General features: G+C 67.5%; 20 protein-coding genes. 12 read left to right on the plus strand and 8 right to left on the minus strand.

What is annotated here, in order from left to right; translation table 11 throughout:
- The first annotated feature begins 6 nt into the window (after nt 1-6).
- The 5 genes from BRX43_RS11055 (at nt 7) to BRX43_RS11075 (ending at nt 4,701) form a co-directional block, all read left to right on the plus strand.
- On the plus strand, nt 7-609 hold the full coding sequence (locus BRX43_RS11055; protein ID WP_125994925.1) for a TIGR02466 family protein: 603 nt from the start codon (nt 7-9) through the stop codon (nt 607-609).
- 91 nt (nt 610-700) lie between these two features.
- Nucleotides 701-1,801 carry a redox-regulated ATPase YchF gene (ychF, locus tag BRX43_RS11060; RefSeq protein ID WP_125994926.1) on the plus strand — a complete coding sequence of 367 codons (1,101 nt, stop codon included), beginning with the start codon at nt 701-703 and terminating at the stop codon, nt 1,799-1,801.
- A gap of 331 nt (nt 1,802-2,132) precedes the next feature.
- Nucleotides 2,133-2,834 carry an HAD family hydrolase gene (locus BRX43_RS11065; protein ID WP_125994927.1) on the plus strand — a complete coding sequence of 234 codons (702 nt, stop codon included), beginning with the start codon at nt 2,133-2,135 and terminating at the stop codon, nt 2,832-2,834.
- 73 nt (nt 2,835-2,907) lie between these two features.
- A complete protein-coding gene (locus tag BRX43_RS11070; RefSeq protein WP_125994928.1) occupies nt 2,908-4,197 on the plus strand; it encodes an ectonucleotide pyrophosphatase/phosphodiesterase in 1,290 nt (429 codons plus the stop codon).
- Nucleotides 4,198-4,248: 51 nt separating this feature from the next.
- Complete coding sequence (locus tag BRX43_RS11075; RefSeq protein WP_125994929.1) at nt 4,249-4,701, plus strand: MaoC family dehydratase; 453 nt, start codon at nt 4,249-4,251, stop codon at nt 4,699-4,701.
- A 9-nt stretch (nt 4,702-4,710) separates the two neighbouring features.
- Here the strand turns inward: BRX43_RS11075 and BRX43_RS11080 are convergent, their stop codons facing one another.
- The 5 genes from BRX43_RS11080 to petA all read right to left on the minus strand — a co-directional run bounded on the left by BRX43_RS11080 (nt 4,711) and on the right by petA (nt 8,518).
- Nucleotides 4,711-4,893, minus strand: a complete 183-nt coding sequence (locus BRX43_RS11080; RefSeq protein WP_125994930.1) for a hypothetical protein — start codon at nt 4,891-4,893, stop codon at nt 4,711-4,713.
- 173 nt (nt 4,894-5,066) lie between these two features.
- Nucleotides 5,067-5,612 (minus strand): hypothetical protein, encoded by a 546-nt coding sequence (locus BRX43_RS11085; protein WP_125994931.1) that lies wholly within the window; start codon nt 5,610-5,612, stop codon nt 5,067-5,069.
- A gap of 156 nt (nt 5,613-5,768) precedes the next feature.
- The gene (locus BRX43_RS11090) at nt 5,769-6,611 is read right to left on the minus strand and encodes a cytochrome c1 (RefSeq protein ID WP_125994932.1); all 843 of its coding nucleotides are present in this window, start codon (nt 6,609-6,611) and stop codon (nt 5,769-5,771) included.
- Between the two features lie 27 nt (nt 6,612-6,638).
- Entirely contained in the window at nt 6,639-7,922 is a 1,284-nt protein-coding gene (locus tag BRX43_RS11095) for a cytochrome b N-terminal domain-containing protein (protein ID WP_125994933.1), read from the minus strand.
- Between the two features lie 11 nt (nt 7,923-7,933).
- Entirely contained in the window at nt 7,934-8,518 is a 585-nt protein-coding gene (petA, locus tag BRX43_RS11100; RefSeq protein WP_125994934.1) for a ubiquinol-cytochrome c reductase iron-sulfur subunit, read from the minus strand.
- A gap of 189 nt (nt 8,519-8,707) precedes the next feature.
- Between petA and BRX43_RS11105 the strand changes: the two genes are divergently transcribed.
- The 4 genes from BRX43_RS11105 (at nt 8,708) to BRX43_RS11120 (ending at nt 11,499) form a co-directional block, all read left to right on the plus strand.
- On the plus strand, nt 8,708-9,145 hold the full coding sequence (locus BRX43_RS11105; protein WP_125994935.1) for a tRNA (cytidine(34)-2'-O)-methyltransferase: 438 nt from the start codon (nt 8,708-8,710) through the stop codon (nt 9,143-9,145).
- A 129-nt stretch (nt 9,146-9,274) separates the two neighbouring features.
- Nucleotides 9,275-10,009, plus strand: a complete 735-nt coding sequence (locus tag BRX43_RS11110) for a Crp/Fnr family transcriptional regulator (protein ID WP_125994936.1) — start codon at nt 9,275-9,277, stop codon at nt 10,007-10,009.
- 45 nt (nt 10,010-10,054) lie between these two features.
- Nucleotides 10,055-10,897 (plus strand): oxygen-dependent coproporphyrinogen oxidase, encoded by an 843-nt coding sequence (gene hemF / locus BRX43_RS11115; protein ID WP_125994937.1) that lies wholly within the window; start codon nt 10,055-10,057, stop codon nt 10,895-10,897.
- Complete coding sequence (locus BRX43_RS11120; protein ID WP_125994938.1) at nt 10,888-11,499, plus strand: GNAT family N-acetyltransferase; 612 nt, start codon at nt 10,888-10,890, stop codon at nt 11,497-11,499. The genes hemF and BRX43_RS11120 overlap by 10 nt, the downstream gene beginning before the upstream one ends.
- Here BRX43_RS11120 and BRX43_RS11125 read toward each other — a convergent pair.
- A complete protein-coding gene (locus BRX43_RS11125) occupies nt 11,451-12,284 on the minus strand; it encodes a hypothetical protein (protein ID WP_125994939.1) in 834 nt (277 codons plus the stop codon). The two genes, BRX43_RS11120 and BRX43_RS11125, sit on opposite strands and share 49 nt — an antisense overlap.
- Nucleotides 12,285-12,439: 155 nt before the next feature.
- On the opposite strand from BRX43_RS11125, the gene lipB reads away from it, so the two are divergent.
- The 3 genes from lipB to BRX43_RS11140 all read left to right on the plus strand — a co-directional run bounded on the left by lipB (nt 12,440) and on the right by BRX43_RS11140 (nt 14,395).
- Complete coding sequence (gene lipB, locus BRX43_RS11130) at nt 12,440-13,102, plus strand: lipoyl(octanoyl) transferase LipB (RefSeq protein WP_125994940.1); 663 nt, start codon at nt 12,440-12,442, stop codon at nt 13,100-13,102.
- Nucleotides 13,103-13,191: 89 nt separating this feature from the next.
- On the plus strand, nt 13,192-13,455 hold the full coding sequence (locus BRX43_RS11135; RefSeq protein ID WP_125994941.1) for a hypothetical protein: 264 nt from the start codon (nt 13,192-13,194) through the stop codon (nt 13,453-13,455).
- Between the two features lie 238 nt (nt 13,456-13,693).
- Nucleotides 13,694-14,395: a hypothetical protein gene (locus BRX43_RS11140; RefSeq protein WP_346962860.1), complete on the plus strand. Its 702-nt coding sequence runs from the start codon at nt 13,694-13,696 to the stop codon at nt 14,393-14,395.
- 81 nt (nt 14,396-14,476) lie between these two features.
- Here the strand turns inward: BRX43_RS11140 and queE are convergent, their stop codons facing one another.
- Nucleotides 14,477-15,109: a 7-carboxy-7-deazaguanine synthase gene (queE, locus tag BRX43_RS11145; protein WP_125994942.1), complete on the minus strand. Its 633-nt coding sequence runs from the start codon at nt 15,107-15,109 to the stop codon at nt 14,477-14,479.
- The gene (queC, locus tag BRX43_RS11150) at nt 15,106-15,801 is read right to left on the minus strand and encodes a 7-cyano-7-deazaguanine synthase QueC (protein ID WP_125994943.1); all 696 of its coding nucleotides are present in this window, start codon (nt 15,799-15,801) and stop codon (nt 15,106-15,108) included. The genes queE and queC overlap by 4 nt, the downstream gene beginning before the upstream one ends.
- Nucleotides 15,802-15,874 lie beyond the last annotated feature (73 nt).

Raw genomic sequence — 15,874 nt, forward strand, 5'->3', positions numbered from 1 at the left:
GCGGACATGACGATCCGCACGCTCTTCCCCACCCTGCTCTACCAGGACGATCTCGGCGATGCCGGGCTGATCGAGGAACTGGAGCATAGCGTCCGCGCGCTGGCGGAGGACGATCGCGCCGGCCGTCGCTGGTGCAAGGACCATGGCTATCGCGGCTATACCAGCTACGCCTCGCTCGACGACCTACCGATGCGCGATCCCGTCTTCGCGGATCTCAAGCGCAAGCTCGACAAGCATGTCGGCCGCTTCGCCGAGGCCTGTGCCTTCGACCTCGCCGGCCGCAAGCTCAAGCTCGACAGCCTGTGGGTCAATGTGCTCAAGCCCGGCGGCCATCATGCCGCGCATATCCATCCGCACAGCGTCGTGTCGGGCACGCTCTATGTCGCGATGCCGGCGGGCGCGGGCGGGCTGAAGCTGGAGGACCCGCGCCTGCCGATGCTGATGGCCGCCCCGCCCCGCCGCGCCGACGCGGCCGAGGGCATGCGCACCTTCGAGACGGTCACGCCCGCCCCCGGCACCGTGCTGCTCTGGGAAAGCTGGCTGCGTCACGCGGTGGTCGACAATGCCGCCAAGGGCGACCGGATCAGCGTCAGCTTCAATTACCGCTGACCGCCGCCGCCGATAGGATTCGCGGCGCTGGCCTTTTGGCCACGGCGCGCGTATCGGCGCAGCATATTCCCCTTATCACAGGACGCGACGCATGGGTTTCCGCTGCGGCATCGTGGGCCTGCCCAATGTCGGCAAGTCCACCCTCTTCAACGCGCTGACCGAGACGGCGGCGGCGCAGGCCGCCAACTATCCCTTCTGCACGATCGAGCCGAATGTCGGCAACGTCGCCGTGCCCGACGACCGCTTGCAGAAGCTGGCCGCGACCGCCGGCTCCGCCAAGATCATCGAGACGCAGCTCGCCTTTGTCGACATCGCCGGGCTGGTCCGCGGCGCGTCCAAGGGCGAGGGGCTGGGCAACCAGTTCCTGGGCAATATCCGCGAGGTCGACGCGATCGTCCATGTCCTGCGCTGCTTCGAGGATGGCGACGTCACCCATGTCGAGGGCAAGGTCGACCCGATCGCCGATGCCGAGACGGTCGAGACCGAGCTGATGCTCGCCGACCTGGAAAGCCTGGAGAAGCGCGTCCCCAACCTCGTCAAAAAGGGCCAGCAGGGCGACAAGGAGGCCAAGTCGGCCGCCGTCGTGCTCGGCCGCGCGCTCGACCTGCTGCGCGACGGCAAGCCCGCGCGGCTGACCGTCGCCAACGACGCCGATGAGGAGCGCGCGCTGGCGCAGGCGCAATTGCTGACCGGCAAGCCCGTCCTCTATGTCTGCAACGTCGACGAAGGCGATGCGGCGCATGGCAATGCGCACAGCGCGCGCGTGTTCGAGAAGGCCGCGGCCGAGGGTGCGCAGGCGGTGGTCGTCTCGGCGGCGATCGAGGCCGAGATCGCGACCATGCCGCCCGAGGAGCGCGGCGAGTTCCTGTCGGAACTGGGCCTGACCGAGACCGGCCTCGCCCGCGTGATCCGCGCCGGCTACACGCTGCTCGACCTGCTGACCTTCTTCACGGTCGGCCCGAAGGAAGCGCGCGCCTGGACCGTCGCGGTCGGGGCCAAGGCGCCCCAGGCGGCGGGCGAGATCCATACCGACTTCGAACGCGGCTTCATCCGCGCCGAGACCATCGCCTATGACGATTATGTCACGCTGGGCGGCGAAAGCGGCGCGCGCGATGCGGGCAAGCTGCGCTCCGAGGGCAAGGAATATGTCGTCCAGGACGGCGACGTGATGCTGTTCCGCTTCAACGTGTGATCGGTGAGTCGGGGGGCTTCGGCACTTCGCTCAAGGTAAGCGCCCCGCCCTTCGAAGCGTAGTTTCGACATTCCGGCAGAGGCCGAACCTTTGCAAATCCCATCACGCCATCCCGGCGGAGGCCGGGATCCCGTTGGGGGACGTTCAAGAGTCGACCGAAACGTCTCGTAACTGGACCCCGGCCTCCGCCGGGGTGGATTTGGCGGGGATGGGCCGTCGACTTCAGCAAAGGTTTCGCCTGCGCCAGGGTAGAGCATGGCAGGCGTGATCTCAGGCGGATCACCACCCCGCTCCTTGCCCGTCCGGTTCCGCTGGAATACCTCCCGCGGCCATGACGATCCGTCTCATCTGCCTCGATGCCGACGACACGCTGTGGCACAATATGCGCTTCTTCCACGAAACGGAGGCGGCGCTGGCGGCGATTCTGGCCCCCTTCGCCGATGGTCCGGCCGCGCGCGCCGCGCTGGAGGCGTGCGAGATCCGCAACCTGGCTTATTATGGCTATGGCGCGAAGAGCTTCACCCTGTCGATGATCGAGACCGCGCTGGAGCTGGGCGGCGACCGCCTGCCGGTATCGGTGGTGGCGGACATATTGGCGGCCGGCCGGCGCTTGCTCGCCCACCCGGTCGAACTGCTCGACGGGATCGGCGAGACGCTGGCCGCGCTGCACGCGCGCGGATCGCTGGTGCTGGTGACCAAGGGCGACCTGTTCCACCAGGAGGCGAAGATCGCCGCATCGGGCCTTGGAGACTATTTCGCCGCGATCGAGATCGTCAGCGACAAGACGCCCGCCACCTTCCACCGCCTGTTCGACCGCCACGGCGTCGCGCCGCACGAAACGGTGATGGCGGGCGACTCGCTCCGGTCGGACATCCACCCGGCGCTGACGGCGGGCGCCTGGGCCGCCTTTATCCCGCAGCCGCTCGCCTGGAGCCATGAGCAGGCGGCGGTGCCGCTGGACCACCCCCGCTTCCGCCGACTGGCGACGCTGGCGGATCTGCCCGACTGGATCGACCGGATCGGCAACGACTGAGATCGCGGCGAAAACGCCACGACAGCGTCATATCCCGGCGATAGATGGGTCCTGATTGGACAGGATTTGATCGATGACCCGGTTGCCCGTTTTCGCCGCGCTGTTGCTGTCGGCCTGCGCCCTGCCGGCCACGCCGCCGGCCTTGCCGCCGGTGACCGGCGCTTCCGCCCCGGCGACGACCGGCACGCAGGCTCCAGCGTCACAGGCCATCCGCGACCGGCCCGCCACCATCCTGGTATCGATCGACGGCTTCCGCCCCGACTATCTCCACCATGGCGACACGCCGCACCTCGACGCCATCGCGGCGGCGGGCGTGTCGGGCAGCATGTACCCCTCCTTCCCCTCGATCACCTTTCCCAATCATTATACGCTGGTCACCGGCCTGCGCCCCGACCGCAACGGCATCGTCTCCAACACGATGGAAGACCCGGCCAAGCCCGGCGCGCTGTTCCAGCTGAGCGACACCAAAGTCACGCACGATCCCGACTGGTGGAACGAGGCAGAGCCGCTCTGGGTCACGGCGGAGCGCGCCGGCATCCTGTCGGGCACGATGTTCTGGCCGGGGTCGGACCTGCCGATCCGGGGTATGCGGCCGCACGATTGGATTCTGTACGACGCCGACTACACCAGCGCACAGCGGGTGCGGACCGTGCTGGACTGGCTGCGCCGCCCCGCCGGCGAGCGGCCGGGATTCGTCACCCTCTATTTCGATACGGTCGACAAGGCCTCGCACCATGACGGCTTTTATGCGCCGCAGAAGACGGCCGCGATCCGCGATGTCGACGCGCAGATCGGCGTGCTCCGGGCGGGATTGGCGCAGATCGGCCGACCGGCCAATCTGGTGATCGTGTCCGACCATGGCATGGCCCCGGTGCCGATCGACCAGCGGATCGATCCCGCCAGCGTCGCGCCGCCCGCCACCACGCGTACCTTGGGCTGGGGGCCCCTGGTCGCCGTCTATCCTCGCGACGGCGTCGACCCGCGCACGCTCGACGCCTCGGTCGGCCGTCACGCGCATGACCAGTGCTGGCGGCGCGAGTCGCTCCCCGCCCGTTTCCATTACGGCCGCAATCCGCGCGTCGCGCCGGTCATCTGCATGGCGGATACCGGCTGGAGCTTCGCCGACCGGCCGGCGGGCTATGTGCGCGGCGACCATGGCTTCGACCCGCGCGACCCGGCGATGCGCGCGCTGTTCCTGGCGCAGGGACCGGCCTTCCGATCGGGGCGGCGGCTGGCCCCGTTCGACAATGTCGATGTCGCGCCTCTGCTCCGCGACCTGATCGGCCTGCCGCCGGGCCAGGGGCTGGACGGCACCGACCAGACCTTCCGCGCCGTCCTGCGTCCCGAGCGACTGGACCGCTGAGCCGATCTCTCGCAGACTGTCCGCAAACACGGACAATTCGGGGAGAGGACCATGCGCTATTTCGAGGATCTGGTGGTCGGCGGCCGCGCCAGCTTCGGCGACTATGCGGTCACGCGAGAGGAGGTGCTGGACTTCGCGCGGCGCTACGATCCCCAGCCCTTCCATCTCGACGACGATGCCGCCGCCGCCACGCATTTCGGGCGGCTGGCGGCGTCGGGCTGGCACACGGCGGCGATGACGATGGCGATGCTGGTCGCGCAGATGGGCCGGACGGCGGAGGCGTCGCTCGGCTCGCCGGGACTGGACGAACTCAAATGGCTGCGCCCCGTCCATCCGGGCGATCGGCTGCGGGTGGAGACCGAGTTGCTCGAAAAGCGCCTGTCCGCCAGCCGGCCGGGTCTCGGCCTCACCAAGTCGCGCACCACCACCTTCAATCAGGACGGCGTGGCGGTGATGACCTTCGTCGCCAATGGCATGATCCGCGCCCGCCCTTCGGACGGGTGACGGAGACGATCATATTCGGGCGACGCCCGACAAGCGCTCGACATGGCCGCGATGATCGCCGCCAAAGGCGCGATCGAGATAATAGCCGGCCAGCGTATAATGCGCCTTGGTGGCGGATGCTTCCGTCGACGTGCGCGCCATCCGCAATTCAGCCTCGGCGCGGGCATGGTAATAGGCTTTGTCGTCCCTCATCGTTCGATCCTTGGTGGATGTCTCACGCTGTACTGGGCTTCCGGCCGATGCCATCATGCGCCAGTACCGCGCTGACTTCCTTCACAAATATTAGTTCTGCGGCCGGTTGGGTGCGCACGATCGCACGGTCGAGGCATCCGGTCGCCTCTTCATTATAGACGGCGCATGTCCGGTCAGCGCCGGCCGCGTCCCGGACGACCGCCCCCACCGCGTGGACCACGCACGCCCTCCGGACGCGGGGCATAGACGGCCGGGGGGCGATAATCGCCGCCGGGTCGCACGGCGCCCGACGGACGCGGACCACGAATGCCATCGGGGCGTGGCCCCCCGGGCTGGCCGAACCCGCCCCAGTCCGCGCGCGGACGACGGCCTTGTCCCCAGCCGCCATTATTGCCCCAGCCCTGGCGACGCCCCTGCCCGTACCAGGCGCGGCGACGATCCTGCCAATAGCGTTGCTGACGGCCATTCCAGCGATAGGCGCGACGATCCCGGTCGAAGACATAGGCGCCGGTGCCGGGATAATAGAAATTGTCGTACCAGCCATAATAGCCCGGTGCGTAGCCCGGCCCGTACAGCCCGCCGGCATAGCCATATCCGGAGCCGTAGCCAGCGCCATAGCCGGCATCCACGCCGCCATAGCCATAACCGTCCGCGCATCCGGCCACGGACAAGCCCAGCCCGACGAGCAACGCCGTCAGGCACGAGGATTTCAGGATCATCGGGAACCTCCGATACATGAGGCTCGCGGTTTCGAACGCACCGCCAGTCGGTCTATAACCCGGCGGGGCGGCGGCGGGTTCCACGCCTGTTCCGCGCACGAAAAAAGGCGAGGCCACCGGCCCCGCCCTGGTGACTTGTACGAAACCCCTTCGGGATCAGTGCTTCACGTCGCGCCAGACATTCTGATAGGCGCCCCAGGCCAGGAAGCAGAAGATCAGCAGGAACACCACCGAGGCCAGGCCGGCGGCATGGCGGCGCTCCAGCTTCGGCTCGGCGGTCCAGGTCAGGAAGGCGGCGACGTCGCGCGCCATCTGGTCCTTGGTCGCGCGGGTGCCATCGGCATAGGGCACCTGCCCGTCCGAGGTGAGCGGCGGCGGCATCGCGATGTTCAGGTTCGCGAACCAGGGGTTGTAGTGCAGCCCGGTCGGCGTCTTCGCGCCGGGGAACTTGCGGACCAGCTCGGCCGGCTGGGTGCGATAGCCCATCAGCAGCGCATGGATGTAATTGGTGCCGTCGTGCCGCGCCTTGGCCATCAGCGACAGGTCGGGCGGCAGCGCATTGTTGTTCGCCGCCCGCGCCGCGACCTCGTTGGCGAAGGGCGAGGGGAAACGATCCGAGGGGATGTTCTTGCGGGTCGTGGCCTCGCCCGTCTCGGGGTTCACGCTGGGCTGCTCGATCGCCCACTGGCTGGCGATCGCCTTCACCTCGGGCTCGCTATAGCCCAGGTCGGTCAGGTCGCGGAACGCGACGAACTTCAGGCTGTGGCAGGCCGAGCAGACCTCCTTGTACACCTGGAAGCCGCGCTGGAGCTGGCGGCGGTCGAACCGGCCGAAAAAGCCGTTCGACGCCAGGCCGATATCCTCGGGATGCTGGTGATAGATCGCCTCCGCCGTTTCCGGCGCGGGATCGGAAATGGCGGTGGCCACCGTGCCGAACAGCGCGATCGCCAGCACGCCGACAAAGGCGGCCCCGACCAATATGGAGATCAAGCGAACCATGGTCTGTTCTATCCTCTCGTCGGTTCGTCAGGCGATCGCGGTCTTGGCCGGGCTGGTGCCGCCATGTTTGGCCAGCACCGCTTCCGTGATCGATCCGGGCAGCGGACGCGGCCGCTCCGATGCGGCGACCAGCGGCAGGATGATGAGGAAATGCGCGAAGTAATAGGCCGCCGCGATCTGCCCCAGCACCACGTTGCGCGCGATCGGCTCCGCCCCGCCGACATAGCCGAGCACCAGCACGTCGAGCAGCAGCACGATCAGGAAGGCGCGGTATTTCGGCCGGTAATTGGCCGAACGCACCGGCGAACTGTCCAGCCAGGGGAGGAAGAACAGCAGCAGGATCGAACCGAACATCGCCAGCACGCCCCACAGCTTCGCCGGCAGGATGAAGTCGGCGGTGAAGCTCTTCAGGATCGCGTAGAAGGGCAGGAAATACCATTCGGGCACGATATGCGCGGGCGTCGAGAGCGGGTTCGCCTCGATATAATTGTCCGGATGGCCGAGCAGGTTGGGCGAGAAGAAGATCAGCAGCGCGAACAGCAGCAGGAACACGCCCAGCCCCACCGCATCCTTGGCGGTGTAATAGGGGTGGAAGGGCACGGTATCCTGCTCGCCCTTCACGTCGACGCCGGTCGGGTTGTTCGATCCGGGGATGTGCAGCGCCCAGATATGCAGGATGATGACGCCCGCGATCACGAACGGCAGCAGATAATGGAGCGAGAAGAAGCGGTTGAGCGTCGCATTGTCCGGGGCGAAGCCGCCGAGCAGCCAGACGCGGATCGACTCGCCGACGAGCGGGATCGCCGAGAAGAAGCCGGTGATGACCTGCGCGCCCCAGAAGCTCATCTGACCCCAGGGCAGCACATAGCCCATGAAGGCGGTGGCCATCATCAGGAGGAAGATGACGACGCCGAGCAGCCACACCATCTCGCGCGGGGCCTTGTACGAGCCGTAATAGAGGCCGCGTCCGATATGGATGTAGACGACCAGCAGGAACATCGACGCGCCGTTGGCGTGCGCATAGCGCAGGAACCAGCCGGCGTTGACGTCGCGCATGATGCTTTCGACCGAGCCGAAGGCGACGCCGGCATTGGCGGCGAAATGCATGGCCAGCACGATGCCGGTGACGATCTGGATCGCCAGCGCGGCCCCGGCGAGCACGCCGAAGTTCCAGAAATAATTGAGGTTGCGCGGCACCGGATAGCCGGCGCCGACCGCATTGTAGACGAGCCGCGGCAATGGCAGCTTCTCGTCCAGCCACCGCATCAGCGGCTGCTTCGGCTCATAATGCTTCGCCCAGGGAAAGCTCATCGCGCGTCTCCTCAGCCGACCGTGACGGTCGTGGGGGAGTTGAAGTTATAGTCCGGCACCACGAGATTCTTCGGGGCCGGGCCCTGGCGGATACGCGCGGCGGTGTCATAGGCGGAGCCGTGGCACGGGCAGAAATAGCCGCCGAACGGCCCGCGATTCTCGCCCTCGCCCGCGCCCAGCGGCACGCAGCCGAGATGGGTGCAGACGCCCAGCGTGATCAGCCAGTTCTCATGCCCCGCCTTGGTCCGCTCGGCGAGCGTCTGGGGATCGCGCAGCGTGTTGACCGGCACCGCATTGGCCTCGGCGATCTCCGCCGGGGTCAGGTTGCGCACGAACAGCGGCTGCTTGCGGAAGCTGGTCTTGATCGCCTGGCCGGGCTGGATCTTGGACAGGTCGACCTCGGTGGTCGACTGGGCCAGCACGTCGGCGGAGGGGTTCATCTGGTTGATCAGCGGCAGCACGATCGCGATCACGCCGACCCCGGCGAAGGACACGGCGGCGATGTTGATGAAGTCGCGGCGACGCGGGTCGTGCACCTCCTCGGCGAGCAGCGCCGGGTCTTCACCGGGAGGAAGCCTATCGTCCACTGTCGCCATTCACCTACCCTCAGCCTGTTATGTTCGGGTATTCCCGACTGGTCCTTGTCCGGGCTGTCCCCGAATGAGGGTTCCGCCGTTCCCGCGGCGCACCCCAGCCTTTGTTAGACAAGGCGTGGCGGCTTTGCCAACAGCATTTTGGTTCGTTAAGACTTTGTCGGGTTGATGCGATCCGGGTTAGGATCGGCCATGCGCCTCGCCCTGTTCGAACCCGATATCGCCGGCAATGTCGGCACGCTGATCCGCACCGCCGCCTGTTTCGACGCCGACGTCGACCTGATCGAGCCGATGGGCTTCCCCTTCGGCGAGCGGGCGATGGCCCGCGCGGCGATGGATTATGCCCGGAGCGCCACCATCACCCGCCATGCCGACTGGGCCGCGTTCGAGCAGACCGTCGCCGGGCGCATCGTGCTGTTGACAACGCGCGGAGCACAACCGCTCTGGGATGTAGCATTCCGGTCCGACGACGTGCTGCTGCTAGGATCGGAGGGTGCCGGCGTGCCCGACCATGTCCATGACCGGGCCGATGCGCGCGTGATGATCCCGATGCGGCCCGAATTGCGTTCGTTGAACGTCGCGGTCGCCGGCGGCATCGCCTTGGCAGAAGCTCGACGCCAACTTCGATGAACCGGTACTCTGCTATTGAACAACTTATGTTGTCGTTCGCTATGTTGTGAATGTTATGGCGCACTCATGACCAAGCGATACTCCCGCCGCAGAGCGATGGCGACTTCCGCCGCGTGTCCGGGAGTGCCGATGGCCGAAACTGACACCCTAGAATTCCTCATTCGAAAGCTGGAGCGGCACACGACCCTGCCCGAGGCGGATCGGCGGGCCATACTCGACCTGCCGGTCCATGCCCGCAGCGTCCCCCCCGCCACCTATCTGGTGCGCGAGGGCGAGCCGCCGGCCAATTGCGTCATCCTGTCGTCCGGTTTCGCCTTTCGCCACAAGATCGTCGAAAGCGGCGCGCGCCAGATCGTGTCGCTCCATCTGCCGGGCGACGCGCTCGATTTCCAAAGCCTCTTCCTGCGCTATGCCGACCATAACGCGCAGACGCTGACCCGTGCCGATCTGGCGGTGGTACCGATCGCGGCGATGCGCGAGCTGGTGTCCACACGACCGCTGGTGGCGCGCGCGGTGCTGATGGACCTGCTGATCGAGGCGTCGATCCTGCGCGAATGGGTCGTCAATGTCGGTCGCCGCAACGCGCGGGCGCGGCTGGCGCATCTCCTGTGCGAATTCGCCTGTCGCATGGACATGATCGGCCTGAACGAGCCCGACGGCTATGCGCTCCCGATGACGCAGGAGCAGATCGGCGACGCGCTGGGCCTCACCTCGGTCCATGTCAACCGATCGATCAAGGCGCTGTCGCAGGAGGGGCTGATCACCCGCAAGGGCCGGCTGATCGGCTTCCCGCATATCGAGCAGTTGCGCGAAGTCGGCGATTTCAGCGAGCTATACCTGCACCTGCACGAAACCATCGCCTGATCCGCCCCCTTTCCCGCCGCCCCGCGCGCTTGCTAGGGGGCGGCGATGATCCAGCTCGACGAACAGCAAGCCGCCGCCCGTACCTGGTTCGAGTCGCTGCGCGACCGGATCTGTGCCGCCTTCGAAGCGATCGAGGCGGAGGCGGGATCGGACGCCCGCTTCGCCTACACGCCCTGGGACCGCATCGATCCGGACGGCGCGCCCGGCGGCGGCGGGGTGCGCGGCGTGATGAAGGGTCGGGTGTTCGAGAAGGTCGGCGTCAACGTCTCCACGGTCGGCGGCCGGTTCGAGGGGGATTTCGCCCGCTCGATCCACGGCGCGGGCGAGGATCCCCGCTTCTTCGCCACCGGCATCAGCCTGGTCGCGCATATGGCCAATCCCCATGCCCCCGCCGTGCATATGAACACGCGCTTCCTGTGCACGACCAAGCGCTGGTTCGGCGGCGGCGCGGACCTCAACCCGCCGCTGCCCGTCGCGGAGGATACGGCGGCGTTCCACGACCGGATGCGCGCCGCCTGCGACGCGCATGATCCGGCCTATTATCCGCGCTTCAAGGCTTGGGCCGACGAATACTTCTATATCCCGCACCGCCAGGTGCATCGCGGCGTCGGCGGCATCTTCTACGATCATCTGGAAAGCGACTTCGACGCGGACTTCGCCTTCACGCGCGATGTCGGCCAGGCCTTTCTCGACATCTACCCGGCGATCGTGCGGCGGCGGATGGATACCCCCTTCACGCCGGAGGACGTGGCCGCCATGCACCTCTGGCGCGGTCGCTATGCCGAATTCAACCTGGTCTATGATCGCGGCACGCTGTTCGGGCTGAAGACCGGCGGCAATATCGATGCGATCCTGATGAGCCTGCCGCCGGTGGCGACATGGGCCTGACCCCGGTCGCCGACGACCAGCTGGCGACGATCGTCACCACGCTGGAGATGCGCCGCCGCCCGCCGCTGCGCCCGATGCCGCCCTCCCCCTTGCGGCTGGTGGCGTGGAGGCCGGCCGATCCGGCCCGCTATCGCCAGCTCTTCCGGCGGGTCGGCGCGCCGTGGCTGTGGTTCTCGCGGCTGACGATGGACGATGCGGCGCTGACCGCGATCATCCACGACCCGGCCGTGTCGGTCTATGCGGTCGCCGATCCGCGCGGGATCGAGGTCGGGATGCTCGAACTCGACCATCGCCGCGCCGGCGAATGCGAGCTGTCCTATGTCGGGCTGGTGCCCGAACTGGCCGGCAAGGGCCATGGCCGCTGGCTGATGGCGGAGGCGTTGACGCGCGCCTGGACGCCGGGCGTCACCCGCGCCTGGGTCCATACCTGCACGCTCGACCATCCGGCCGCGCTCGGCTTCTACCGGCGGGAGGGATTCGTGCCGATCGGGCGGACGATCGAGACCTTTCCCGACCCCCGCCTCCTGGGCCTGCTGCCGCCGGAGACGGCGCCTCAAATCCCGATGCTGGCGCCATCCTTGTCGGCGACCGCCGCGACATAGAGCTGCGCGGTGAAGGCGGCGGCGACGACCGAGAAGATGGTCGTCACCACCGCCCCCGCCGCGCTGGCGACAAAGGCGACCAGGCCCGGCGCATCGCCGCCCAGCACCAGCCGCGCGACCAGGCCGACCACCGACTGGACGGCGATCATCGGGACCAGCAGGACCAGGGCGAAGAGCAGCATCAGGCCGATGATCCGCAACGTCATGCCCCGCGTCAGCCGTACGGAGCGCATGATCGCGCCGATCCCGCGCCGCTCGTTGACGATCACGGCGTTCAGCAGCAGCAGTCGCGCGCCGACGACCAGGCCCAGCACCATCAGCACCAGGATGTAGAGCGAAGCCGATCCGGCCGTGCTGGCCGATACGGTCTGCATGGCATTGGGCGAGGTGAAATTGACGCCCGCGCGCATCAGGATGAAGACCAGCGGCATGAACGCCAGGGTGAAGACGACGCCCAGCAGCAGCACGATCCCCACCGCCGGCAACAGCCGCTGCGTCGCCTGCCGCCCGGCATCGGCGCGGGTGGCGGCGGGGTCGCTGGCCACGGCGAGCATCGCGAGCTGGCCCCAGATGCTGACCAGCAGCACCGCCAGCCCCAGCACGAGGCCGAGCAGGCCGGTGCTCGCCGCCACGTTCGCGCCCGGCGTCGGGGTCAGGAAGGTGCTGACCGCATTGCCGACCAGCGACGGCACGAAGATCGCCCCCACCGCGATCGATCCCAGGATGGAGGATCGGCCTCGCAGCACCTCGACCGCGCGATCCCAGACATTGCCCATCCTGACCATCAGCGTCCTACCCCTGTCTATCCGCGTCGCCCGGGAGATAGCGGAGCGGACCGCCGCTCGCCAGTGGCTGTGCATGATGCATGGAGCGGCACGCGACGCTGGCCGCTGCGCGCGGCTTGCGCCCGCCCGCCGCACACGCCAGATGCGGAGCCATCATGATCTTTCCCGATCCCGAATGGCGCGTCACGCCGGGCCTGACGCCCTATGACGCGGCGCTGACCGAGATGGAGGCGCGCGCTGCCGCCGTCTCCACCGGTGCCGAGGGCGAGCTGGCCTGGCTGCTCGAACATCCCCCCGTCTACACCGCCGGGACCAGCGCCGATCCGCGCGAGTTGATCGACCCGCGCTTTCCCGTCGTCGCGACCGGGCGCGGCGGCAAATATACCTATCACGGGCCGGGCCAGCGGATCGGCTATCTGGTGCTCGACCTCAACCGGCGCGGCCGCGACGTGCGCTGCTATGTCCATGCGCTGGAGGGCTGGGTGATCGCCGCGCTCGGCGACCTGGGGATCGAGGCGTTCCGGGCCGAGGGCCGGGTCGGCATCTGGACGATCGACCGGTCCGGCCGCGAGGCGAAGGTCGGCGCGATCGGCGTCCGGGTGAAGCGCTGGGTGACGATGCATGGCTTCTCCGTCAATGTCGCGCCCGACCTGTCCCACTTCGGGGGCATCGTGCCCTGTGGGCTGCCGACCTTCCCGGTCACCAGCCTGGAGGCGCTAGGGGCTTCTACGGACATGGAAACTTTTGACGCAGCCCTCGCGTTCAGGTTCCCGCGCTTCCTCGAAACTCTTTCCGGCGCCCGGGAAAACGAGTCTTGAGGGCAAGGGCCGATCAGATTAATGTCTACTGCGATTTGGGTGATAAAGGGCGACCAAGCCAACCAAATCCTCTATCTAGGGAGCTTCCAATGCGTGCACTCATCTCCAAGGTCCTGACCGGTTCGATGATCGCCGGCGCCGCTCTGGCCGTTTCGGCCTGCGGTCCGAAGACCGAGACCACGACCGACAACACGATGGTCACCGACATGAATTCGTCCGAGGGCATGGACACCATGACCGACAACATGACCGCCGTGGACGGTGGCATGAACGGCGGCATGATGGCCAACGACACGATGATGGCGAACGACACGATGATGTCGAACGACACCATGACCAACAACGCGATGTAATTTCCTCCACAGGGAAATCACTGCGTTACGAAGGGCCGTCCGGGCGACCGGGCGGCCCTTTCGCATGTCAGGGTTTGAGTGCCGTCCGATTGGCATGTCGGGCGATCGTTCCGGCTGCGACCGACGGTTGGTCGCATCCCCGATGCGGGCGATCTCGGAAAACCGGTAAAATCGGTCGCAGTGTCGGGCGAAATGTTTTAAGTTTCCGTTCAGAGATATTGCCCGGGGAGGCTCTACGGTGAAGACGGTGTTGCGTGGTGCGTGCGCGTTGGGGGTGATGGTGGCCGGTTTGTCGGCGGCTCCCGCTTCGGCGCAGTTTTTCCTCAAAAACTATGATTATGCCGGCGCGCCGGTGCAGGGGGACGAGCCCGGCATCATGCAGACGCTGCCCGATGCCACCCCGACCGAGAAGACGGCGGCGCTGGTCTGGACGATGCGGTCGGCGCTGAACGTCGCGGCGCTGCAATGCCAGTTCGAACCGTCGCTGCTGACCGTCGGCAACTACAACGCCATCCTGACCGACCATCAGGAGGAGTTGAAGAACACCTGGACGACGCTGATGAAATATTTCGCGCGCACCGCGAAATCGGCCAAGGCCGGCGAGGCGGCGATCGACGCGTTCGGCACCCGCACCTATTCCAGCTTCGCGACGGTCTCGTCGCAATATGGCTTCTGCCGCACCGCCTCGTCGATCGGGCGGGAAGCCTTGTTCATGCCGCGCGGCAGCCTGGCGACGCTCGCCCAGACGCGGATGCGCGAACTCCGTAACAGCCTGGTGCCCTATGGCGAGCAGCGCTTCGCGCGATATATCGGCTTCGACCGCGCCACCCTGCCCCGCCTGGACACCGTCTGCTGGGGCAAGAAGGGCGAGTGGCAGGTCAAGAAGTGCGGCTCGATCGGCTGGCCTCCGGCCGGCGCCGCGGTCGCGGCCGCGCAGTAAGGCCAGGGACGGCCGGACCTCAGGCCGTCCATGGGGCGCTCCGGCACAAACCGGAGCGCCCCATCGCGCAGACCCTGTCGCTTAGCGCAGCCCCAGCATCTTGTGCGTCTGGAGCGACAACCGCCATTTCGGCCGCGCCATCACCCAGTCGATGCACGCCGCCTGGTTCGCGGCGGCCTGCGGATCGTCGAGCGGCTGGAGGAGGTGATGGGCGAAGTCCCACGTCTCCAGCGCCACCGGGTCGATCCCCGCCTGCGGCCAGACCAGCTTGAGTTCGTCGCCCGATTGCTGGACGACCGTGCTGCCCGCCTTGGGGCTGATGCAGACCCAGTCGATGCCCGGATGCGCCGCCAGCGTGCCGTTGCTCTCGATCGCGATGCGGAAACCGCGTTCGTGCAGTGCCGCGACCAGCGAATCATCGACCTGGAGCATCGGCTCGCCGCCGGTCAGCACCACGAAGCGGCGCTCGGTGGCGTCGCCCCAAAATCCCTCGACCGCCGCGACCAGCGCCGCCGCATCGGCGAACTTGCCGCCGCCCAGCCCATCGGTGCCGACGAAATCGGTGTCGCAGAAGCGGCAGATCGCGCTCGCCCGGTCCTGCTCGCGTCCCGTCCACAGGTTGCAGCCGGCAAAGCGCACGAATACCGCCCGAGCCCCCGCATTCACCCCCTCGCCTTGCAGCGTGAGGAACATCTCCTTGACCGAATAGGTCATGGCTTCTGCGCGTAGCGGGTCGGATCGGCGATGCCGGCCTCTTCGAAGCCGCGCGACCGCAGGCGACAGCTGTCGCACAGCCCGCAATGCTGGTCGCCGACCGGATCGTAGCAGGACCAGCTCAACCCCAGGTCGAGGCCCAGCCGCGTGCCCTCGCGCACGATGTCGGCCTTGGTCATGTCCTGGAGCGGCGCCTGGATGCGGAAGGGATGGCCCTCCACGCCCGCCTTGGTCGCCAATTCCGCCAGCCCTTCGAACGCGCGGATGAATTCCGGCCGGCAATCGGGATAGCCGGAATAATCGAGCGCGTTGACGCCGATATACAGGTCGCGCGCGCCCGCCGCCTCGGCCCAGCCGAGCGCCAGCGACAGGAAGATGGTGTTGCGCGCCGGCACATAGGTGACGGGAATGCCGCCGCCATCCTCGGTGCCGAGCCCGTCCTTGGGCACGTCGATATCCGCGGTCAGCGCCGATCCGCCAAAGGCGGACAGGTCCATCGGCAGCACGATGTGCCGCACCGCGCCGAGCGACTGCGCGACGCGCGCCGCCGCCGCCAGCTCGACCTTGTGCCGCTGGTTATAGTCGATCGACAGAGCGAGAATGGGGTGGCCGTCCTCGCGCGCACGCGCGGCGGACACCATCGAGTCGAGGCCGCCCGAAACAAGGACGACCGCAGGGGTTTTGGATGCCATGATGGTGCCGCCCGCTACGCCTTTCGCGTCCAAAAAGAAAGGGCCGCGATGAAAAACCGCGGCCCTGAAAGGC

This window comes from Sphingomonas sp. S-NIH.Pt15_0812, from assembly GCF_003951315.1.
Lineage (GTDB): Bacteria > Pseudomonadota > Alphaproteobacteria > Sphingomonadales > Sphingomonadaceae > Sphingomonas.